The following is a 22298-nucleotide window of genomic DNA, read 5'->3' on the forward strand; positions in this document are numbered from 1 at the left end:
TCGTGAGTGATTTTACTTGCCGCCCCTCTTCTAGGGTATATATAATGAATAATGCGTTATTTATAGATACATCATCTATAAAAATAAATCTTTAAAGATTATCGTGCTGAATTTTAAATGGTGTTACACGACATTTTATTGGTTAGCGGAAGTATACATTCTGGTGAGTACATATTATCGATATATATTTTCAGCATGTCGTTAACTAATAGCTTCATGATTAAAAAGCTCCAGGGGGGATTACCACCCTGGAAAAACTTTTTTGAGAGTAATCCTATTTATTAAACCTGTAAACAAAGAAGTGCAGGTTGGCGGTGTTTTTAAGATTATACCTCTTTGCTATAGCGAGTGTACTTCTCAAAAAGTTTTTATAACTTACGCCTGATTTTTTTGCAGCCAAGAAAATACTCTCTGAAAGTTTTAGTGATTGAATTGTTTTAACTTCACATTGGCTCATTCCTTTGAAGTCCTTGAAGAATTCAATTTTTTCAATTACATTACTCACCGATTTTAGTTTAGCTATCGTTATAAGGTGTCGCCATTTGTTTAAATCATCATACACAGATAAATCAATTTGAGATGAGATAACCTTAGAGATCCATAACCCGCGAGAGATCAAAATCGTTCGAATTTCATCCTCTTTGGAAAAGTGATATAGGGTGTCATTCAGTTCTCCAAGCGAGTTAAATGAATCAACATCAATGAAACATATTCTATTTTCACAACAAATTTGTTTCATTAAAGCGAAAATAGACTGACGAAGAAAAGTATCATGCGTGATGACCATGAATGTTTGCCTATCCATCATGAGTAAATCCTGATAATGCCCTTCATGATGTTCTCAAAATTAATTGACAGAACCTTCACGAAGAGCCTCGTTACTGGGAGGGTTTGAGACGAAAATAATAATACAACAACACCTTACCCAGGAATCTATAGAAGTAATGTCATGTCATATAGGTAGATATTCTGATAAAGCAATAGAAGAAATAGTTTTATAAAATATCTAACTGCAAAATGCGTATGCGTGATAGAGCACAATGTCAAAACGTGAAATATCAGCTAAAATAGAGAGGAACAATCATATGCAGATGAATACACATATGCTTTACCAAATTTACAACGAAGTAACATTCAGAACTGATGATGGTGTCCTTGCCAGTCTTTCATCACCCGAAAATTCGGTTGTACTTTCCATCACGGCGAATCGTATTTTTTCGTTCCTGCTTGAGCAACGAGGCAAGGTCGTTTCCCGTGAGGATCTTTTAGTTAATGTTTGGGATAAGAATGGGTTTCAGGCCTCGAATAACTCTCTGAGCCAGTACATTTCATTTATACGAAGAGGACTCCACGATCTCGGCTGTAATCAGGAAGTCATTCAGACTATACCCCGGGTGGGCTTCTTGGTTCCTGATGACTCTATATCTATCAGAGAGACTGATAACTACCGTGAAATCAATTCATTAAATGTTCAGTCAACGGTGCAAATTAAAAAAACGCAAGTATCGGCAAAAATCTGGATTTTTGTAATGATTTTGTTGCTGAGTTCACTGGTTATAGCCTTTTACCCATCACAAAATGGTGCTTCTGATATGATTTCAGCTATAAAGACTTGGAAACTCGGTAAGATTGATCAGTGCCCTGTGTATACTTTTTATAACAACTCCCCAGAAATGATGTCCGTCAAACTCGAAAAAGCCAGATTGTTAACAAACACTTACCTTCCGTGCATTCAGGGTGCGACCTACTTCTTCCAGCCTGACGATCTATACACCTACGGTGAAAAAGGACGCGTATTTTTGTCCCGCTGCACCTGGAATAACAAAGAACAAACTAAATTTGCAGGTTGCAAGGATATCTATATCCATGAAAATTAATAAGAAAAAAATACTGATAAGCGTCTCAGCAATTGCGTTTGTTTCAGCAATTGCTGTTCGCGCGACAGGAATCGCTGACTGGGCACCCAATAATGGGATAAGCATCAACTGTGTATCGACGATCTCGATGCCAGAATTACCTCATGGGGTGAAATTCAATGGCAGTGTATACGTTCAGATTTATAAAGACGGATCCGGTGAGGTTGATTTTTCTGGTGTCGTTACGGAAACAGGAGAGCATGGCGTTGGGAAAAGTAGCGTCCAGCGTACCATTGCGTTTGAATACGTGATGCTAGATTCTGGCACCGTAAGGCTTTCTGAAGCACGACTGAGAAAGAAATCAGCTGACACAATGCCTGATGATTTTTTTACTAAAGCCATCTACGATAGCTCTGAACCAGAGAAACGAATGCATGTATCAAAACTTCAAAATGCATATCTGATAGGCAACATTTTTTCACCATCACTTTTATGTGTCAGTAAATCCTAATACCTTCAACGCCGCCACGCATATGCCCCAATTTAGCCTCAGCTACCTCGTTTGGACATTGCAAACGAGATAGCCCTGTCCGTACAGGGCGGCACAGATCATGGGACGTCCAATGAGGTATATCAAGCATTTGACCACTTTCATGTAAACGCAATGAGTTTTCAGTTAGATACTTCTGTTGGATTGGCTTCTTAGTAGCCTATGAAGGGAATAGTTTGTAGGGTCTGAATTTATTTGAGAACGGGAACATGACACTCAGCTATGCCATGCTAAATAAGTACGCGGGAGAGAAGACAGTAAGATTATATGCAAATAATAAACTGTAACCTATTGATTTAAATGGCACGATAATAGGAACATAACACACCACATAAAACAATTGATAAATATACATTTTTCCTTGTTTCATCTTTATAAATGCCCCCATTTATGCCCCCATCTTGTTTTTTATGCGACTCGATGAGCCTTTCATCAAGTCGCTAATCCCACTAATATCTTCACAGACCGTATAAATTTTCTCAGCTATTGAAGTACACCTCACTGCCGCGGTCGGCTAAGAACAATATTACTTACCGATAAGGACAACTGTTCGTTAATCCACATTCTCTCCTGGCATGAAGGATATCTGTCACGGTCAAATATGGCACTTGTCCCTGTGAGCTAAATCCTCTGCGATCGATACGGATCAATTCGTACTTCTCCACCAGAAAATTAACGGCATCGACAAGCGTGATACCAGCTTCGATATGTCTTTTAAGAACAGCCTCATCGCTGAACGGCGTGTCATTTAAGGTCAGGCCATAGTGCTGCTCAAGTAGTCGAGCAAGCAGCATTTGCCAGACAACCACGGGTGATAAGCATGTCTGAACAGCCCGCTGGTTTATTGCAGGTAAAGTATTCATGAGTTGTTCTCGTAAAAGTGAGTTCTAAAGTTAATTAGCGTTGAGTAGGATAAATGGAGATATAGACGTGACCACAGGAACCCAGTGTATCAGCTTCGCAGGTCAGCCCCTTTGCATAGAGGGTGACGCAATGCTGGTGTCGGGGATTCAGTTCGCCGCTGGTAAGCATGAGCTCCGCCTGCTTCAGCAGAACAGGAAATGCCTGGTCAAGACGGAGCAAATCCGCTTTATTGAATAGACCTATTATGCTGGCGCGGTCAGACAGGTAATATAGGCGGTTACCTTCCTGGACCAGACGCGCACCAAAACAAGGAATGACATTACGATTCAGCCCCCACCAGGGCTCAGCGGTATCATCATTCACTGTGAGTGTCTTACTCGACATCTGAAGCTCCTTTAATAAGGTTAATTGAGAGTGACGCTGCGCAGAGAGACATACGGTCCGTTCCGGTCCTTGCGTCGCTCGGCAAAGACAGCCAGAACACCCTTGATATCCGGAACTTCACGACCGTAGTAATGGCAGACGCTCCCGGACCAGCAATATTTCCCGGTACAGAATTGAAACAATCGGGATTCAGGATGCAGACGATAAATTGCCATCGCCTGACGCTTACTGATGATTTTCATTAGCCCTTCCTCTTCTTATAGCCATCCATGCTCAGCAAACGACAACGCTTCACCATCACCAATGATGAAATGATCCAGTAGCCGGACATCGACCAGCCCCAGAGCCTCTATAATCCTGGACGTAATGGCTCTGTCAGCTTTACTGGCATCGGTAATGCCAGATGGGTGGTTATGGGAGATGATTACCGCAGCTGCATTATGACGCAGTGCAGATTTCACAATTTCGCGAGGATGAATTTCGGTATGGTTAATCGTACCGAGGAAGAGCGTTTCATGCTCCAGCAGACGATGTTGATTATCGAGATAGATAACAACAAAGACTTCGCGCTCCTGCTTTGCCAAATAGAGCTGTAACCAGTTTTTCGCGAAACTAGCGGCAAGGAACGACTCACTGGGCTGCCGCTGATATTTCTCCAGTAATCGCAGGGCACGACGGATGGTACGTTGCTCATTCATCGGGAAGACCGAAGGTAAAATCAGTTCGGACATGGCGGCTCCTTAAAAGAAAAAGCCCCGTAACAACCAGCTACAGGGCTATAAACAAACACGGAGATATCGTTCATGAGGCGAGATGCAGCATATTTTCTGCCATCACCCACAGAGCTCGATTCAGCTTCACATCACCATCAATACCTTTAATTGCACGTGTATGTGAGCGTCCTCCTTTTGCATTGTGACCGTTCAAACCACCTTTGATTAGGTTCTCCTGAATACGCTGATAAGTTGTCCAGAGATCTCCGGACTCATCCTGCCAGCGACGAGGGGCCAATAGCTGTGATTCCGTCACGGGCTGATGCTCCTCGCCAAAGCGATATGTCAGTGCAGCTTTTGCCAATGCCTGTTGTGCTGGTGGCGGAAGCATTAGTGACTGCATGGCGTCGCGTTTTTCCTCCACCCTGTCAAACACCCCAAGCACCTCGTAAGCCCCTTCGACAACCTTTTCCACCACGTTGCCCTTATGGGGCACTCGCACCTCTCCAAAGCTCTCGCCGCAAATCAGTCCGTTCTGACAGACCGCTCGGAACAGTCCCGGCAGCATCTGGTAGGAACTAGAACCGTCATGGCTGTTAAGCAGGATAATTTCCGGCACCTGTTTACCGGTAATCTGCCCTTCGCGGCGCAGACGTAGCATATGTTTGGTGTGTTCCCGCTTGTCGGGGTTACGCACACGGGTCTGGCAGGCAAAGAACGGCTGAAAACCTTCGCGCTGCAGGTTATCCAACAGAGTGATGGTCGGGATGCAGGTATAGCGCTCGCTGCGCGATTCATGCTTTTCCTCACTGAACACGCTGGGAACATAGTGAGCAAGTTCATCACGGGTTAAGGGACGGTCACGGCGAACAAGGTTCACCGCACCAAAGCGGGATGCTAATCGCATAATTCACTCCTTTGTGCGTTTATCGGTATAAAAAGAAAAGGCCACGCTCCCGAAGGAACATGGCCTTTAACATTAAAAATGGCGTGGCGGATAAGACGTTATTGCCCCATATATTCAACCCTGGCACTGGTGGCCTTACCATCAGCACCAACGGTCACCACCACCTTATCGTAGGTACGATACCCGGCATTGTAGACCTCATAAACCACAGTATTTCCCTCCACTTTGTAGCTGCCAAAATCAGCGGCCTCAGCCGTGTCACGGTCATACTCTTTCGTGTACGCTTCTTTGGCCGCTTTCATGACTGAGCCTTTGTTAATCTCCGTCGCTCGACTACCAGCACTGGCAGCAAGGCCAGATACGTATTTCGGGCAGACCGTCATCATGTCCCCGCGGGTGAATGTCAGTTGCGCACCAAAGACCTGAAGGGTCGATGTTTCCTGACCTGCAATCGAAGCAATTGCCTTTCTGGCGGCTGCAGGTGCCTGCCCACCTTCAACCTCAACAGCCTTAAATCCTGTTTGCTGGTTGCACAACTGAGACGTGGGTACCAGATTGCCGTTTACATTGATGCGACTCCCCATCAGCTCCTGCGGGCCATTGGGGCAGCCCTGCAACTGACCAAAGATGCCAATGGTATTGTTTTTCAGCATCACCAGTGCCTGACCATTATCGGTCAGCGTCTGACACCAGCCGTTTTTCACAGCCCAGTTACCCGCCTGAGCAGAAACCGAAACGGCTGACAAAACAAGTGCAATCACGGTCTGAATTTTCATATGTCACCTTATTAATGAATCAGAAGCGGCAACGGGGGACGCGGTACACAGAACCTGATGCACCTTTGTATCCGGACCATCATGTCAACGTCCCTGTTCGTCGTGCTCATGAACACTTTTGAGAAAGAAATATCCCTTTGCTTTGATAGGTAAAAGCGATCAATAGGGGGCTTATACATCGATATTTTAATAGATAAAAACGATCGATATTCTATTATCGATCGTTTTTACAGATCAATATACTGTTTTTTGAATGTGGTAATTGAGGGGTAAAGCGGCAGATTTCAGCCAAATACTCGGTCCCATAATGTCGTGGCAAGTTGCACTAATTTTTGTCGGAGACTCCTTAACAGAGCAGTCCAGACAGAAGGCAGGTGGTCAGGATTAATCACAGAGTCAAAAGCCTTACCCGCTGCCTCACCAAACTGCTGCCGTACAGCGGCGTCAGTGCCCGGGGTCTGATGCTCTGGTTTCAGCTGGCAATACACGGCACTGCTGGCCTGTACGGGCAAGGCATGCACAATCAACTCCACCAGGGCGGGCAGGTTATAGCCGGTATGTGCTGAGACAGCCATGACCGGGAAAGAGGACGGCAACTGACCGGCAACCTGCGCACTGACTGCAGCCAGTGAAAAGCATTGCTCAGAAGAAGGTGATGCCTGCCAAGGCTCACCATCCCTTAGGGGTGGAATACGGTCGGCCTGAGTCAGTACAAACAGGAAACGTGAAGGGTCAGCACCGGCTTCCATCAGTGCCCTGTATGCCGTGATATCCGTTGCCCGGGCACGGTCATCGGCACGCAATACCCAGATAATCAAATCCAGCTCTCCCAGCAACGCCTTATAGAGCGCCAGATATTCCTCGTCGTATTCTGGTGTCTCACCCACACCCGGTAAATCCACCAGTGTCATGCTGCGGTCACCAACGGTGAGTAACAGACGCTGGGGTTCGCGGGTGCAGCCTAGCAAATCACTGGTCAGACAAACGGGTTGCTGAAAAAGCGCGTTGCATAATGAACTCTTGCCCGCACCACTTTTGCCCATGATGCCTATCACGGGTTCATAGTTAATCGCCTCCTGGAGACGGGATAGAATACGTTCAGTAGCCTGCCGGGGTAAGAGATTGAGGCAGGTACGCACCGCATCACTGGTATCCTGCGGATCGGGGATTTGAGGCATGATTTACTCCTGTGGAAAAATAGCGCCGAAAAATGGTTAACCGTCTGTTCAAAGGAGTAATATAGGTTTAAATTTTTCTGGAATGAGGGAATATGAAATGGCTAAATGTGTACGAAAAAACTGCAAGCGTTTAGTGTCCCCATTACCTGAAGCAAAACGTAAAAGGCTCTGTAAAAAACATTATTTGCGCTTCTGCGAGCTGAGTGAACGCAAGAAAAAAGACCTTGTTTATCAGATTAATAAATATATCCCTCGTAAAATAAAACGATTAAAGAAGGGGCGAATTTACTATTGCGCATTCAATAGCAGGAGGGGATATGTCAGAAAGATATCTTCAATTGAAGATGCTGGATTAATAAGACAGGCCAGAGAGAAGCTTGTATTAATACGAAAAACACCGGCCTGGAGAAACACAGAAAGCTATGTACGCCGTATAAGAATCGGGTCAGAACTCCCTGTCTCATTAAATGAAGTAACGGAACTGTATAGTATCTACTCCTGGATTGATTTTTGTAAAAACAGCACGCTTTATGCAAAAAATCATCTTGGTGGCGGCGAAGGAAATTTAAAATTGCAACTTTATAAACTTCCGTTCCCAGGTAAGACAGAAGATTCCTCATCCCAACAAAACATTATTATACCTATTACTTTAAAAAACAAAGTAATTAATCAACTCGCAAAAAACCGCAACATCAGGGGTACTGCCAACATAAAAAAACCACTCAGCCTGTACAAATCTTTAATTGCGTTAGAGGATGAACGGTCTGTGGCATTAAAATTACTCCAATTAACAATTGAGACACCTTTACACCCTCACCAATATAGTAATAACCTACCATATCTTAGCCCTGGTGATGCTCCTCCATTATTTGGCCTCTTATTAAATGAACTGAAAAGATTGAATGTCATTGGTGTGAATGATTCGATGTTAAAACTCGCTAAAAAATATAAAAATGAATCCTTTACGTTAGAGTTGATAGCAATTTATATTATTTTTAACATAGCAAGAAATGGCACCCCTGAGGTTTATTCATTTTTATCAAACTTATTTGATAAAAATGGTTATTTGTACAGGTCCGTAATGATTACCTTCATGATGCTTGAGTTGGATTTGGATTCTTATTCTGAATTAGTAGGGTTTTACAACTCTTTCTTTAGTACGGATGTAATCAAAATCAAAGATAATATATTGCTATGGGCGTCAGGCAAGAAAGAAATACTCCCTTTTGAATACCGACTTGGAATTTAAGAATTAAAGGTATCTAACACCAATAAATCTGATGTCGATTGTCATTCTCATTTGTAAGTTTCGTTTTTTAAGCATGCGCGAAAAAAACGATCATGGCGGTGAAAGCCTCGTTAGCGCTATGACATAGCTTGCTATGCGCTAAACGCGCAGAGCTGTGAATCTCAACCTTGAGAGGTACTTCTGGAAAATCAACATAGCTTTACACAGTCTAAAATTTGCTTGCAGGCGGCTCGACAGGACTCTCTTAAGTACATCCTAAAAAAGGGGCTCATACTGAGCATAAAAGATATTAACTGTATTTTTTTACTGTTGAGTACCATGGTGTGAGGTGAATATCCAAGGTACCACTGGGTACCACGCATCGCCTCCCGAACTCACACTAAATTGCGGGAGCTTTTCCATGACAAACAAAACTCATCCGATATCATCCAGCACCCGGACAACCACATCTTTACTGAATGATCAGCTCGTTGATATGACGTTCATCACCGCCTATACAAACATGACAGACAAATGGTTCTACCGATTAATTTCAGAGAATGCGTTCCCTGCACCAATTAAGCTGGGTCGCAGTTCACGCTGGCTAAAAAGCGAAGTGGAAAAATGGATGCTGGATAGAATACAAGCATCTCGAGGTTAGAACCTTTAATGCTGGTGTTTTATACAGGAAGGCTACGTAATTTAATATAGGTTTTTTAATATAATTACACTCACTCTCATTTGTTCTTATATTCACCGCTTACTGTCAATGTCTCTTTTAAACACCCTCGCAAATACTATTGCAACAACCAACCTCATCTTTAAAGCAATAATTAATTTAAGCATCAACTCAGCATTGCCTTAAAAAAAGTCTTGCATGAAACATCACTAACTTAGTGCTTGCACTGACCTCTCTCATCATCAGCAGTGGAATAATCATGCTCAAAAATTCAGATAGAAATTTTAATGAAGACTGGTTCCTGGCTTCAGTTCTCAATGCACACATCGATGAAATGATAAACAGATACTCATGCCTTTTGGCATTACGCATGGATTTTTTCTACAAAAAGAAAAGTGCCAGGTATTCACACTTAAATCACCAAACACTTGAACATGACTTGCGTGTACTAATGGAGAAAATGACAAAAGAGAAAGGTGTGGTGGGCTATTTCTGGGTTGTCGAATGGACTGAACGACATAGATACCATGCGCATGTCGTATTCTGGCTGGACAGACAAAAAACACAGCACTCTTATCCCTTTGCCCTTACAGCAAATACACTTTGGGAGGAAATAACGCACCGGGACGGCGTATCGCACCGATGTGAATATCGGCCGCAGTATTCTGTAAATATCAATATACCTGTTCGGTATAACGATCCGGAAAGCATTAACAATATCCGTCATGTTTTGAGCTATCTGGCTAAGGAAGAACAAAAAGAAGGTTTGTGTGCATACGGCTGTAATGACGTTCCTCCACGCTCAGCGGCAGGGCGTCCACGTAAGCCAGGCCCCTGATCCTACGGCTACGCAACTGGCTCGGCCATCCTGTACAAACCCCGTTATTACGGCGATAAATAATGTCCTCGCAGTCGTGACTGAACCTGCCCCTGGAAGCCTGACGTTCCGACCTTTACTGGATCAACAATTCACAACTCCATTTATACCCGACAGCTTACCTGTCGGGTATTTCTCATACCTGTCAAACAAGGGAAATCAAAAATGAAACAGCCATAGAACACAATCGCGGTAAAAGTGGCGGAATACCGTTTACACATCACCCGGCTAAGGGTCTGCCGGGATAGCCTGGCTGGATGTTGCAGTGATGCCGAGCGGCGTGGCTGGCGTTTGAGAGCACTTGAGCAGTTAAGTACAGCCTCATCGCTCTACTGCCAAAGGGCTAACTCTGCCGATACCAGCAGTGGAACAGCCCTTCAACTCAGGTTTAGCATCGTGACCACTGGAACCTCCGTTGCAAATTAAGTCGTTTCTCCAGTTTGGCTCTCAGGCATGTTGACTATGGTTTCCTGGGAAAATAAGTTATTATTTCCATAATTCCGGAGATATAGAAATGAGATGCAAATGGAGCTTTCGAAAGCAGCAGAAACCCTGAAAGAGCTGGGTCATCCTACGCGCCTGAGCTTGTATAGAGAGCTGGTTAAAGCCGGGCATGAAGGTTTACCTGTTGGCGAGCTGCAGAAGCGGCTCGAAATCCCAGCGTCTACGCTGAGCCATCATCTTTCCTCGTTGATATCAGTTTCTCTGATACGACAGGAACGTCAGGGCAGAACGCTCTTTTGCCATGCTCGATATGAAAACCTTGAGGCTCTGATTGCCTTCCTGACCGAAGAATGCTGCTCAGGAACTGACGACTGCCTCACCATGCCCCAGAAGACGGAGAACTAAAATGACAGGTGATCTTAAGAATGTTGATTCGGGTTTGTTCGACACCTCAATCACAGAGGCAAGATTCGGTGTTCCTGCCGTTCCCCATCCTCCACGTATCCTCATGTTGTACGGCTCTGTGCGCGAACGTTCCTATAGCCGACTGGCAACGGAAGAAGCGGCAAGGTTACTGACCGCAATGGGCGCAGACGTGCGGATCTTCAATCCTTCTGGCTTGCCTCTTCCTGATGATGCACCTGACTCGCATCCTAAAGTCATGGAACTGCGCGAGCTGGTTCGTTGGTCCGAAGGGATGGTGTGGTGTTCCCCTGAACGCCATGGTGCGATGACCGGCATCATGAAGGCCCAGATTGATTGGATACCGTTATCAGAAGGTGCAGTTCGCCCTTCGCAGGGTAAGACGCTGGCCGTAATGCAGGTCTGCGGTGGCTCTCAGTCTTTCAATGCCGTAAACCAGATGCGCATTCTTGGCCGCTGGATGCGGATGATCACCATCCCGAATCAGTCCTCTGTCGCAAAAGCCTGGCAGGAGTTTGATGAAGATGGACGCATGAAGCCGTCGTCTTATTACGACCGGATCGTGGATGTGATGGAAGAACTGGTGAAATTTACTCTGCTGACCCGAGGTAACTCAGCCTATCTCGTTGATCGCTACAGCGAACGAAAAGAGTCAGCAGAAGAACTTTCCCGGCGGGTTAATCAGAGCAAAATCTGAGGGCTGGTATGAGTGATATAACGGCATTCAACAACTGCATGAGCGTGTTCTGGCGGCAACATGAAGCCGAACTCTCTCGCTTCCTGACATCGAAGACAGGTGATAGCGAAAAAGCAGCCGACCTTCTGCAAGAGCTATTCCTGCGTGCCCGCGCTCATTCAGACAGTTTCTGCGAGATGGAGAATCCGCGAGCCTGGCTATATCGGGCGGCGAGGAATCTGCTGATTGATGAGTACCGCACCACCAGGGAGTTTGTTGAGCTGGAAGAAGATGCCCTATTAACAGACGCATCCCCTGATGCAATCTCAATGCTGGGTATATGCCTGCCTGAAACATTACAGGCTTTACCCGAAGATGAGCGGTGGTTGATTGAAGAGTCCGACCTTAACCGGCGTCCCCAGCAGTCTCTGGCCGATGAACTGGGAATCACGCTTACGGCGTTTAAATCCCGTCTGCTTCGGGCCAGGAAGCACCTGAAAGAAACGATGACAGAACTTTGTCAGATTGAGGCGGATGACACGTCTCCCGTCTGCTGCCACAAAAAAATGAATTAATCGCGCATCTTTTTCCCACCACCTTCGTTTACCTCAGTGTAAAGCCAAATGACTAAACACAGAGGTAAACAGTCCATGTCAAAAATTGAGATCTTTGAAGCTGCAGGCTGCTGCGCAACCAGTAGCGTTGTGGTCAGTGACGAAGCCGTCAAATGGAACGCCAGCGCCGAATGGGCGAAAAAAAATGGCGTTGATATTCAGCGCTACAGCCTCGCGAAGAATCCGCAGCAGTTCCTGAATACGCCTGTCATCAAAGAGTTCCTGAACACATCAGGGATGGAATCCCTTCCTGTCACCTTACTTGACGGCAAGCTGGTAATGGCAGGCAAACTGCCGACTCGTGAAGATATCGCCCGTTGGGCCGGTATTCAGCTTCCTCAGGACTGGAGTGAAGACAGCGCGGAACCAAGCTGCTGCTGCATTCCACGTATGCCTTAATTCCAGAGGAGCTATCGCTGATGAATATGCCATTTTTAAAAGACATTCCCCCGTTCATCTTCTTCACCGGTAAAGGTGGCGTGGGTAAAACATCCCTCGCTTGTGCTACTGCGGTGTGGCTGGCCGATCAGGGTAAGAGAACGCTTCTGGTGAGTACCGATCCGGCTTCCAATGTCGGTCAGGTATTTAGCCAGACTATCGGCCACCGAATAACAGATATCAGTACCGTCCAAAATCTTGCGGCGATGGAAGTTGACCCGATGGCTGCAGCACAAGCCTATCGTGACCGAGTGCTCGACCCTGTTCGCGGGCTGATGCCTGCCGATGTAGTCAGCAGTATTGAAGAGCAACTCTCCGGTTCTTGTACTACGGAAATCGCGGCATTTGATGAGTTTACTGGTCTTCTTACCAACCATGAGTTGCGGGAAAAGTATGACCATATCGTATTTGATACCGCGCCAACCGGTCACACTATCCGCATGCTTGAGTTGCCGGGGGCCTGGAGCGGTTATCTCGAAGCGAACCCTGATGCCGCCGCTAACCTCGGGCCGCTGGTGGGGCTGGAGAAACAACAGCACCAGTACTCAGACGCGGTTAAGGCTCTCTCTGATGCTGCACTCACGCGTCTGGTTCTGGTTGCCCGTGCCCAGGTTTCGACACTAAAAGAGGTTTCCCATACGCATGATGAGCTGTCTGCTATCGGTTTGCAGCATCAACACCTTGCCATTAATGGTGTCTTGCCACCATTTGTGGGTGAGAATGATCCGCTGGCGCAAAGTATTTTGGCTCGGGAGGGAAAAGCACTACTTGCTATGCCAGAGAATCTGGCGAACCTTCCCCGCTCGCAGCTGTTTCTGAAGCCATTTAATCTGGTCGGTCTCGAAGCCTTGCGTGAGTTATTTACAGAGAGCGAAGCCTCGATGTCTCTCCCAACTACCACGCTAAATACTCTGGATTTACCGAAACTTGCCTCATTGGTGGATGAACTCAGCCTGACAGGTAAAGGTCTGGTAATGACGATGGGTAAAGGCGGTGTGGGCAAAACGACTGTTGCGGCATCGGTGGCGGTATCTCTGGCAAAACGCGGCCATAAAGTCCATCTGACGACGTCCGATCCGGCAGCACATCTGTCTTATACGCTGGATGGCTCGCTACCAAACCTTCAGGTCAGCCGTATTGACCCGAAAGTAGAGACAGAACGCTATCGTCGCTTTGTTCTGGAAAATCAGGGGAAAGGGTTAGATGCAGAAGGGCTGGCGGTGCTGGAGGAAGATCTCCGCTCACCATGTACTGAAGAGATCGCCGTCTTCCAGGCATTCTCGCGGATCATCAAAGAGGCAGACGATCATTTTGTCATTATGGACACAGCACCAACAGGCCACACGCTTCTGCTACTGGATGCAACAGGAGCCTATCACCGGGAAATGGTGCGCCAGATGGGGCAAACGCATGACAATGTGTTGACGCCAATGATGCAATTGCAGGACCCGGAGAAGACGAAGGTGATTATCGTGACGCTTGCCGAAACGACACCTGTACTGGAAGCAGCAAACCTGCAGCAGGATTTGCGTCGGGCTGAAATTGAGCCATGGGCATGGGTAATTAATAGCAGTCTGGCTGCTGCGAAACCGTCCTCACCGTTCCTCGTAACCCGAGCAAGTCGCGAACTGTCATTGATAAATGACGTTATAGAGCAGTATGCAAAGCGTATTGCATTAACGCCACTGCAGAATGAAGAACCTGTGGGTACGGCTCTGCTGGCAGAAATGGCGGGCTAATAGATGGGGCTGCGGCCCCATTTACTGCAGCCAAACTTTTGCTTATACAGGTTATAAGTTTAAGTACTTAACCTGCTGTCGCGAATTCCGGTAGTTTGTAAAACACCATTACTGGAGCAATTCGATGCACATTATTAAAGCTGAAGAACAGCACATTACCGCGATACGCAATATCTATGCTCACCATGTTCTGCATGGTACAGGTAGCTTCGAAACCGAACCTCCGGATACGCAGGAAATGCTTAACCGACTGAGGAGCATTCAGTCTCGGGGATTCCCTTGGTATGTCGCTCTGCATGGCGATACGGTCATCGGCTACTGTTATATTTCCCGTTACCGTGAACGCCATGCCTATCGGTATACGGTCGAAAATTCGATATATATTGATTCGGCTTATCAGCGACAGGGCGTCGGAAAAGCACTGCTCGATCATGCATTAAAATGGGCCGAGTCCGAAGGCTATCGCCAGATGATTGCTGTTGTGGGTGACAGCGCTAACGTCGCTTCTGTAGCGCTTCATATCCGCGCAGGATTTACTGAAATAGGTACATTAAAGGACATTGGTTTCAAACATGGCCGCTGGCTTGACACGGTTTTGCTGCAAATGAAACTTGGTGAAGGAAATAGTACTCTGCCAGAAGATTCAGATCTTATGCTCTGAGGCAGGAATAAGGGGGCGTCTGCCCCCTTTATGTTTATTTCAATCGCTTACCTGTTTCATCAACGACTTTCTCGCCGTCTTCCTTAGCAAATGCGCCTTTTTGCGCATCCGGAAGAATATCCAGTACCACTTCGGAAGGGCGGCAAAGGCGCGTTCCCAACGGTGTTACCACAATCGGGCGGTTAATCAGGATCGGATGCTGAAGCATAAAATCGATTAACTGATCGTCAGTAAACTTGTCTTCGGCAAGCCCCAGTTCTTCATAAGGCTCGACATTTTTACGCAGCAGCGCCCGTACTGTAATCCCCATATCTGCGATAAGTTTGACCAACTCATCGCGTGACGGTGGATTTTCAAGGTAATGAATGACTGTCGGTTCATTACCGCTGTTGCGGATCATCTCCAGCGTATTACGCGACGTGCCGCAGGCTGGGTTGTGATAAATGGTGATGTTGCTCATATCAGTATCTCATTACAAAGTGAAAGAGAGACGTAGCGCCAGCGCGGCTAGCGTTACAAACAGCACAGGCAGAGTCATGACGATCCCGGTGCGGAAATAGTATCCCCAGGTGATGGTCATATTCTTCTGTGAAAGGACATGCAGCCAGAGCAGCGTTGCCAGGCTACCAATAGGTGTAATTTTCGGGCCCAGATCGCAGCCAATCACGTTGGCGTAGATCATCGCTTCTTTGATAACGCCTGTTGCGGTGCTTCCATCGATAGAAAGAGCGCCAACCAGCACGGTAGGCATGTTGTTCATGATGGAAGACAGGAAAGCCGTCAGGAAGCCAGTACCCAGCGTCGCAGCCCAGAGTCCTTTATCCGCCAGTACGTTCAGCACACCGGAAAGGTATTCGGTTAGCCCGGCGTTGCGCAGACCGTAGACCACCAGATACATCCCCAATGAGAAGATGACGATCTGCCATGGCGCACCGCGCAGCACTTTGCCAGTGTTAATGGCATGGCCTCGTTTCGCCACCGCAAACAGAATGACAGCTCCTACAGCAGCAATCGCGCTGACCGGGATACCCAACGGCTCAAGGACGAAAAAGCCAACCAGAAGAAGGATCAACACTATCCAGCCGGTTCTGAAGGTTGCCAGATCTTTAATCGCCTTTGCCGGTGCTTTAAGGAGAGCCAGGTCGTAAGTCGGTGGAATATCTTTGCGGAAGAACAGATGCAGCATCACCAGCGTGGCGATAATAGCGGCAATATCCACCGGCACCATCACCGACGCATATTCGGTGAATCCCAGACCAAAGAAGTCCGCCGAGACGATATTCACCAGGTTCGACACGATAAGCGGCAGGCTGGCCGTATCGGCAATAAACCCGGCAGCCATGACAAATGCCAGTGTCGTGCCTCTGCTGAACCCTAATGCCAGTAGCATGGCGATGACAATTGGAGTAAGAATCAATGCCGCACCATCGTTGGCAAACAATGCCGCCACCGCTGCACCTAGCAGGACGATATACGTAAAGAGCAAACGGCCACGACCGTTACCCCAGCGCGAAACATGCAATGCCGCCCATTCGAAAAAGCCTGATTCATCAAGCAGCAGGCTGATAATAATCACGGCAATAAAGGTCGCCGTCGCGTTCCAGACGATATTCCACACCACCGGAATATCGCCCACATGCACAACGCCAGATATCAGAGCCAGTCCCGCGCCCAGCATTGCACTCCAGCCGATCCCTAATCCCTTTGGTTGCCAGATAACCAAAACAATGGTCAGGACAAAAATAGCGCCTGCCAGTAACATAAAACCTCCTGACAGGGCGACTTTGTCGCCCTGTATATGCCAAAAAATTAACTCATCAACTCTCTGAGCTTTTCAATACCGGCGGGCTCTGACGCCAGTACCGGAACGAGCGCTATACGGGTAGCGTGCTGATTCTTAACAGCCTCAATCTGAGGCAGTTCCTGCTGGGCGCGCTGGCAAAGCAACGGAGAACGCGTATCCGCAATGGAAAGGCTGTTATTGATAATCCAGCCCCACGGATGAATCCCCGCTCTTTCAAGGTCAGCCTGCAGGTTTGCCGCTTCCAGCACCGGTGTGGTTTCAGGAAGCGTAACCAGCAGAACTTTGGTTCTATCCGGGTCCTGAAGCTGCATCATTGGGGTAGTAAAATGACCTTTACTCCCCATTTTCTTGGCAATCTCTCGGTGGTAAGCCCCAGTCGCATCCAGCAGCAACAGCGTGTGTCCGGTAGGGGCGGTATCCATGACAACAAACCGTTTACCTGCTTCACGAATCACCCTGGAAAAGGCCTGAAACACGGCAATTTCTTCAGTACAGGGAGAGCGCAAATCCTCTTCCAGTAGCCGTTTCCCTGCTTCGTCCAGATCTCTTCCTTTCGTCTCAAGAACATGCTGGCGATAGCGTTCGGTTTCATCGTGAGGGTTGATGCGGCTGACCTGAAGGTTTTTGAGGCTGCCGTTCAGCGTTGTACTCAGGTGCGCAGCAGGATCAGAGGTCGTGAGATGCACGTCAAATCCCATGTCTGCCAGCCTTACGGCGATGGCAGCAGCCATCGTGGTTTTCCCTACGCCACCTTTGCCCATCAGCATAATCAGGCCGTGTTCGCTGCGAGCGATATCATTGACCAGGCCAGAGAGCGATAAATTTTCAGGCGTGTACTGGATGTTCGTTACCGGGAGCGGTAATGCCTCAGAACCGGTATCCAGCAGTCCCTTCAATGCTGAAACACCAACCATATTGACTGGCTGTAGTAATAGGGTATCTGTCGGTAGCCCAGATAAACCGGCAGGAAGATTTGCCAGTGCCTCCTGCTCACGTTGCCAAATCGCAGCGGCCAGGGCGTCATGTTCAGTTTCGGCTTTAGGCAGCACACCATTAATCACCAGGTATTGGTTTTTCAGGCCAATTGCGGCGAGTTCTTCATGGGTGCGGGCGACTTCCTGCAGCGTAGATTTTTGCAGTCGTGCAACCAGAACCAGGCGGGTACGTTCAGGATCGGACAACGCCTCTACTGCATGAGCATACTGCTCACGCTGCTTTTCCAGCCCGGCCATTGGGCCAAGACAGGAAGCACCATCTGGATTACTTTCAATGAAGCTACTCCAGGCACCGGGAAGCTGGAGAAGGCGAATCGTGTGGCCCGTCGGCGCTGTATCAAAAATGATGTGATCGAAACGGGTCAGCAGGGAAGCGTCTGTCAATAAGCCGGTGAACTCATCAAACGCCGCAATCTCAGTCGTACAGGCTCCTGAAAGCTGCTCGCTGATACTGTTAACAACATCATCAGGCAGAAGACCTTTGATAGGATCAACGATTCTGGCGCGGTATTGCTGGGCGGCTTCCTGCGGGTCAATCTCCAGAGCAGAAAGCCCAGGAACTGCCGTCACAGGGCGAATGGTATTACCGATAGCCTGATCGAATACCTGACCGACATTGGAGGCCGGATCGGTACTGACCAGCAAAACCCGCTTACCCTGTTCAGCAAGGCGGATTGCCGTCGCGCAGGAAATAGAAGTTTTACCTACACCTCCCTTACCGGTAAAAAACAGGTAAGGCGGGATATTCTGTAAGAATTTCATATGTCCTCCTGACATATTCAGCAACAGGAAGTATTACCACCACAGCAGCTGGTGGGAGCTAACCCTACCTTCTCCAGCGGAATACCGAACCAGCGAGCCAGCTCAGCGCGTTTTGGGTATCGCCCTGCCATCACCGTTTCACCGTCCAATAGCAGTAACGGAAGACCTTCTGCTCCAGATGCTTCGAGGAATGCTTTCGCTTTCTCATTCTGAACAAAGCTCATGGGCTGCTGCGCCAGGTTGTAACGTTCAACCTGTACACCACGTCCTTTCAGCCACTGCACATCAGCAGAAAAATCAACCAGAACCTGATCGACATCTGAGCCACATACGCCGGTACTGCAGCACATTGCCGGGTCAAACACCGTTAACGTCTTCATTTTGAATACCTCACATTTGGAAAAACATATATGTTCAGGCAAATTTTTTAGATGCAAACAGCCTTACCGCTACCAGAGCAGTTTGCCGATGCCAGCTTACGGGCGATGGCCTGTACGTCGTCCTGTTGGCTTAACCAGGCCTGCTCAATCACCTGAGCAGCCCAGGATGGAATATGCGGGGATAAGCGATAATGAACCCATTTCCCCTGCTTGCGATCCAGCAATAGACCGCTTTCCCGGAGCATTGCCAGATGGCGGGAGATCTTGGGCTGCGACTGATCCAGCGCTGTACAGAGATCGCACACGCACAGCTCTCCCATCTCTCTGAGCAGCAGTACGATCCCTAGACGGGTTTCATCGGAGAGGTTTTTGAAGAGTTGTAGGGGCTTCATAGGAATTTCTCCTCTGACGGAAACATTCATTATCACGCGGAAAAATGAAACGATCAACATCACATGCATTTTTTCATATATGAAAGCAAAACTCAAAATTTTTAAAATTTAATAGTAAAAAATGTGAATAGGAAATATGATTTAACATCATGTTTTAAAACAATAAAACGTTTCAGCTTAATAACTTAGTAGGACTTTGATATGTACACTAATGTAGGAAGCTATTGGTATAAATTTGATTTTCATACACACACTCCTGCCTCATCAGATTACAAAGCGCCAGCAGAAACAGCAAAAGAGTGGCTCATTGCCCTGATGGAAAGAGAGGTTGACTGCGTTGCAGTAACTGACCATGTTAGTGGGGCATGGATTGATATCTTGAAGCAAGAGCTAAAAGCGCTTGAAACATCCTATCAAGAATATCGCCCATTAATTTTATTCCCAGGATGTGAAATAACCGTAAGCACCGGGCAATCTAGGGTTCATATATTATCAATTTTTGACCCCTCTTGTGGCACAGCTAAAATTAATGGTGTGCTTGGCATGTGTGGGATTACGGAAGGACATGGAGATGCAGAGTCAACATGCGCTACCGAATCTGTTGATAAAGTAATTGAGCTGATAAGCAAGGAAAATGGAATTGCTATTCCTGCGCATATTGATGGTCCTAAAGGGCTATTAAAGGGAATAAAAAACAACAACTCAGAAATAAGTACATGGGCAAAAAAAATTGTTGCAGCAGAATTTGTCGATTTAAACTTCCTTGATAGCGTAGATGTAGAACTACAAAAGACATTTCAAGATATAGGTAGAGTTAAAGGTTCTGATGCTCACGAAAAGTCTAGACTAGGAGCTAATACCTCTTGGATCAAGATGGGAAAACCAACAATTGATGGTTTAAGGCTTGCATTATACGATAATAAATTCTGCGTAAGTAACGAAATTGACGATCCTAATTCTCTACCAAACCTGTCAATTAACAACCTAACAATTAAAAAAATGACCCACTGTGGAATTATCCCAGGAAAACCTGTTGAGATAAAACTGCACCCTCTCTTCAATGCTATAATTGGTGGACGTGGCGCTGGTAAATCAACATTTGTTGAATCACTACGAATTGCGATGGGTAGATCTGAAGAGTTAGTCGGCTTACAATCTATAAAAAGAGATCTAGATTCTTTTATTGATGGAGTTACTAGAGATGATACCGAAATCAGTGTAGGAATAAAGAGGCGTGATGATTTATTTAATGTTATATGGACAAAAAATAATGACATTGAAATAAAGAAATTTGAAAATGAAGAGTGGCAAGATGCTCCGGGCAAACCAGAGGAAAGATTCAATATAAGCATTTATAGCCAAAAGCAAATCAATGCCTTAGCATCTAATCCTGAAAGTTTACTAAACATAGTTGATCGAACACCACAAGTAGATATTTCCAGCTGGAAACAGAAATTAGCTTCCCAACAAGTTACATCAATTAATTTAGCAAAAAGCATTAGGAAAATTGAGCTGAGCGCTCTTGAAAAAACCTCTATTCAAGCACAAATTGATGACTTAAACTCTGATATATCCAGCTTTGAAAAGGGTGGGCATAAAGATGTTTTTAATAACTATCAAACGCTATCAAAAAAACAAACAAAAATAGAAGATAGTTTCCAAATAGAAAGTTTGAGCAATGCATTACAATCAATTATTGATTTTAACATAGTCCCTCTTGATTTATCTAATTTAGGACATGAGTTAGAAAATGAAAATGAAGTAAGTGAAATTCATAAAAATTTCACTGCTGAAATTGATAAAGTCATATCTGATATCAAATCATCAAAAGAAAAGATTGACAACATTGTACAGCAAACCGTACAAGCACTCGATAACTCTGAATGGAAAAAAAATAGTAAAAAAATCATTGATCGGTATAAGGACGTTGTTCAAACTTACGAAAGCAAAGGGCATGAACTGAACCCTCAAGAATATGAACAATGGATCGAAAAAAGAAATAACACACAAAAACAGTTAGATGAAATCGTAGAAGAAGAAAATAAACTTGAGTCTTACAAAACAGATTTTAATCGTTCGATTTCCTTGAGTTACATCTTACGTAGACGCCTACAAAAAAAACGAGAGAAATTCATCCGTTCAGTAATTGGGAATAATAAATATGTTAAAATGTCAATCATTCCATTTGGAGATAAAAACAATATTGAAAATGATTTCCGTTCTATTCTAGGTTATAGCAATGGGTTCAATTCATCCATTTATCAAGATGATCGTGAAGATAGTTTACTTTATAAAGTAATAAATGATGGTGGAGATTTAAGAAAAACGATAAAATATATCTCAGAAATAAAGGATACTATATTCAAAATTGCAGCAAGTGAAGATGTAACTATACATAGAGTCGATGGCAGATTTAAAACATCGTTATGTGAAAAAATAAAGTCGCAGCCAGAAATATTAGAAAGAATAATTAATTGGCTTCCACAAGACCGTTTACTGGTAGAATATGCAAGAGATGTTGAAAAAGGGAAGTTCGCCTCAATTGACAGAGGTTCTGCGGGACAGAAAGCCGCTGCAATTCTCGCATTCCTGTTAAGTCATGGAGATAATCCAATAGTAGTCGATCAACCAGAAGATGATTTAGATAATGCTCTAATCAATAAGTTAATAGTATCTCAAATACATAGCAATAAAAGAAGAAGACAAATTATAATCATTACCCACAACCCAAACATAGTTGTAAATGGAGATGCTGAGTACATAAATGTTATGCATTTTAACGGCGGTCAGGTGCAATTACTATCTGCAGGTGGTTTATGTGACACTGATGTCAGACTTAATGTTTGTGAGATAATGGAAGGTGGTAAAGAGGCCTTCAACTTAAGATATAATCGCTTACTTAAAATGTAAGAATAATCTAATTGTAGCAAAGGATTGCTACAATTAGACTCAAGAATA

Annotated in this window: 25 protein-coding genes and 1 pseudogene; 12 read left to right on the forward strand and 14 right to left on the reverse strand. The window is 45.8% G+C overall.

The features are described 5' to 3' along the window. Positions 1-274 precede the first annotated feature (274 nt). Positions 275-808 carry a hypothetical protein gene (locus tag OGX90_RS02425; RefSeq protein ID WP_048216235.1) on the reverse strand — a complete coding sequence of 178 codons (534 nt, stop codon included), beginning with the start codon at positions 806-808 and terminating at the stop codon, positions 275-277. Positions 809-1085: 277 nt separating this feature from the next. On the opposite strand from OGX90_RS02425, the gene OGX90_RS02430 reads away from it, so the two are divergent. Both OGX90_RS02430 and OGX90_RS02435 read left to right on the forward strand, forming a co-directional pair. Continuing rightward, a complete protein-coding gene (locus OGX90_RS02430; RefSeq protein WP_231912244.1) occupies positions 1086-1877 on the forward strand; it encodes a winged helix-turn-helix domain-containing protein in 792 nt (263 codons plus the stop codon). Positions 1878-2004: 127 nt separating this feature from the next. After that, a complete protein-coding gene (locus OGX90_RS02435; RefSeq protein ID WP_133158642.1) occupies positions 2005-2367 on the forward strand; it encodes a FidL-like protein in 363 nt (120 codons plus the stop codon). Here the strand turns inward: OGX90_RS02435 and OGX90_RS02440 are convergent. The 8 genes and pseudogenes from OGX90_RS02440 to OGX90_RS02475 all read right to left on the reverse strand — a co-directional run. Next, a pseudogene (locus OGX90_RS02440) lies at positions 2366-2566 on the reverse strand (tyrosine-type recombinase/integrase); the annotation flags it as partial. The gene OGX90_RS02435 and the pseudogene OGX90_RS02440 overlap by 2 nt on opposite strands. Positions 2567-2936: 370 nt before the next feature. After that, the gene (locus OGX90_RS02445) at positions 2937-3269 is read right to left on the reverse strand and encodes a TA system toxin CbtA family protein (protein ID WP_071994601.1); all 333 of its coding nucleotides are present in this window, start codon (positions 3267-3269) and stop codon (positions 2937-2939) included. Between the two features lie 34 nt (positions 3270-3303). After that, complete coding sequence (locus OGX90_RS02450) at positions 3304-3654, reverse strand: type IV toxin-antitoxin system YeeU family antitoxin (protein ID WP_032410127.1); 351 nt, start codon at positions 3652-3654, stop codon at positions 3304-3306. 20 nt (positions 3655-3674) lie between these two features. Further along, complete coding sequence (locus OGX90_RS02455; protein ID WP_004129348.1) at positions 3675-3896, reverse strand: DUF987 domain-containing protein; 222 nt, start codon at positions 3894-3896, stop codon at positions 3675-3677. Positions 3897-3911: 15 nt separating this feature from the next. After that, complete coding sequence (gene radC, locus OGX90_RS02460) at positions 3912-4385, reverse strand: RadC family protein (RefSeq protein ID WP_032410128.1); 474 nt, start codon at positions 4383-4385, stop codon at positions 3912-3914. Between the two features lie 70 nt (positions 4386-4455). Further along, entirely contained in the window at positions 4456-5277 is an 822-nt protein-coding gene (locus tag OGX90_RS02465) for a DUF932 domain-containing protein (protein ID WP_162897387.1), read from the reverse strand. Between the two features lie 95 nt (positions 5278-5372). Next, the gene (locus OGX90_RS02470; protein ID WP_032410130.1) at positions 5373-6050 is read right to left on the reverse strand and encodes a hypothetical protein; all 678 of its coding nucleotides are present in this window, start codon (positions 6048-6050) and stop codon (positions 5373-5375) included. A 284-nt stretch (positions 6051-6334) separates the two neighbouring features. Continuing rightward, positions 6335-7228: a GTPase family protein gene (locus OGX90_RS02475; RefSeq protein WP_032410131.1), complete on the reverse strand. Its 894-nt coding sequence runs from the start codon at positions 7226-7228 to the stop codon at positions 6335-6337. 97 nt (positions 7229-7325) lie between these two features. Here OGX90_RS02475 and OGX90_RS02480 point away from each other — a divergent pair, with 97 nt between their 5' ends. The 9 genes from OGX90_RS02480 to OGX90_RS02520 all read left to right on the forward strand — a co-directional run bounded on the left by OGX90_RS02480 (position 7326) and on the right by OGX90_RS02520 (position 15007). Beyond that, the gene (locus OGX90_RS02480) at positions 7326-8477 is read left to right on the forward strand and encodes a hypothetical protein (protein WP_284658635.1); all 1152 of its coding nucleotides are present in this window, start codon (positions 7326-7328) and stop codon (positions 8475-8477) included. 400 nt (positions 8478-8877) lie between these two features. Continuing rightward, positions 8878-9117 (forward strand): helix-turn-helix transcriptional regulator, encoded by a 240-nt coding sequence (locus tag OGX90_RS02485; protein ID WP_286623070.1) that lies wholly within the window; start codon positions 8878-8880, stop codon positions 9115-9117. Positions 9118-9394: 277 nt separating this feature from the next. Next, on the forward strand, positions 9395-9973 hold the full coding sequence (locus OGX90_RS02490; RefSeq protein ID WP_071994602.1) for a rolling circle replication-associated protein: 579 nt from the start codon (positions 9395-9397) through the stop codon (positions 9971-9973). Between the two features lie 564 nt (positions 9974-10537). Then, positions 10538-10861 (forward strand): ArsR/SmtB family transcription factor, encoded by a 324-nt coding sequence (locus OGX90_RS02495; RefSeq protein ID WP_032410134.1) that lies wholly within the window; start codon positions 10538-10540, stop codon positions 10859-10861. Position 10862: 1 nt separating this feature from the next. Further along, a complete protein-coding gene (arsH, locus tag OGX90_RS02500) occupies positions 10863-11576 on the forward strand; it encodes an arsenical resistance protein ArsH (RefSeq protein ID WP_032410135.1) in 714 nt (237 codons plus the stop codon). 8 nt (positions 11577-11584) lie between these two features. Beyond that, positions 11585-12130: a sigma-70 family RNA polymerase sigma factor gene (locus OGX90_RS02505; protein WP_032410137.1), complete on the forward strand. Its 546-nt coding sequence runs from the start codon at positions 11585-11587 to the stop codon at positions 12128-12130. A 75-nt stretch (positions 12131-12205) separates the two neighbouring features. Continuing rightward, complete coding sequence (locus OGX90_RS02510; RefSeq protein WP_032410139.1) at positions 12206-12568, forward strand: arsenic metallochaperone ArsD family protein; 363 nt, start codon at positions 12206-12208, stop codon at positions 12566-12568. A gap of 20 nt (positions 12569-12588) precedes the next feature. Then, positions 12589-14346 (forward strand): arsenical pump-driving ATPase, encoded by a 1758-nt coding sequence (gene arsA / locus OGX90_RS02515; protein ID WP_032410140.1) that lies wholly within the window; start codon positions 12589-12591, stop codon positions 14344-14346. Between the two features lie 124 nt (positions 14347-14470). Next, positions 14471-15007 carry a GNAT family N-acetyltransferase gene (locus OGX90_RS02520; protein WP_032410141.1) on the forward strand — a complete coding sequence of 179 codons (537 nt, stop codon included), beginning with the start codon at positions 14471-14473 and terminating at the stop codon, positions 15005-15007. 34 nt (positions 15008-15041) lie between these two features. Here OGX90_RS02520 and arsC read toward each other — a convergent pair whose 3' ends face one another. From arsC to arsR, 5 genes are read right to left on the reverse strand one after another with little or no spacing between them, the layout of a single operon-like run. Then, a complete protein-coding gene (gene arsC, locus OGX90_RS02525; protein WP_017880248.1) occupies positions 15042-15467 on the reverse strand; it encodes a glutaredoxin-dependent arsenate reductase in 426 nt (141 codons plus the stop codon). Positions 15468-15479: 12 nt separating this feature from the next. Beyond that, positions 15480-16769 (reverse strand): arsenite efflux transporter membrane subunit ArsB, encoded by a 1290-nt coding sequence (arsB, locus tag OGX90_RS02530; RefSeq protein WP_286623076.1) that lies wholly within the window; start codon positions 16767-16769, stop codon positions 15480-15482. A 47-nt stretch (positions 16770-16816) separates the two neighbouring features. Beyond that, complete coding sequence (gene arsA, locus OGX90_RS02535) at positions 16817-18568, reverse strand: arsenite efflux transporter ATPase subunit ArsA (RefSeq protein ID WP_032410144.1); 1752 nt, start codon at positions 18566-18568, stop codon at positions 16817-16819. Between the two features lie 17 nt (positions 18569-18585). Continuing rightward, positions 18586-18948 carry an arsenite efflux transporter metallochaperone ArsD gene (arsD, locus tag OGX90_RS02540; RefSeq protein WP_000855179.1) on the reverse strand — a complete coding sequence of 121 codons (363 nt, stop codon included), beginning with the start codon at positions 18946-18948 and terminating at the stop codon, positions 18586-18588. A 47-nt stretch (positions 18949-18995) separates the two neighbouring features. Next, a complete protein-coding gene (arsR, locus tag OGX90_RS02545) occupies positions 18996-19340 on the reverse strand; it encodes an As(III)-sensing metalloregulatory transcriptional repressor ArsR (RefSeq protein WP_096875271.1) in 345 nt (114 codons plus the stop codon). A 201-nt stretch (positions 19341-19541) separates the two neighbouring features. Here arsR and OGX90_RS02550 point away from each other — a divergent pair, with 201 nt between their 5' ends. Next, positions 19542-22250, forward strand: coding sequence for a TrlF family AAA-like ATPase (locus tag OGX90_RS02550; RefSeq protein WP_286623078.1), 2709 nt, complete (start codon positions 19542-19544; stop codon positions 22248-22250). Positions 22251-22298: the final 48 nt, after the last annotated feature.

The organism is Citrobacter sp. Cpo012 (genome assembly GCF_030333015.1).
In the GTDB taxonomy this organism is placed as follows: Bacteria; Pseudomonadota; Gammaproteobacteria; order Enterobacterales; family Enterobacteriaceae; genus Citrobacter; species Citrobacter portucalensis.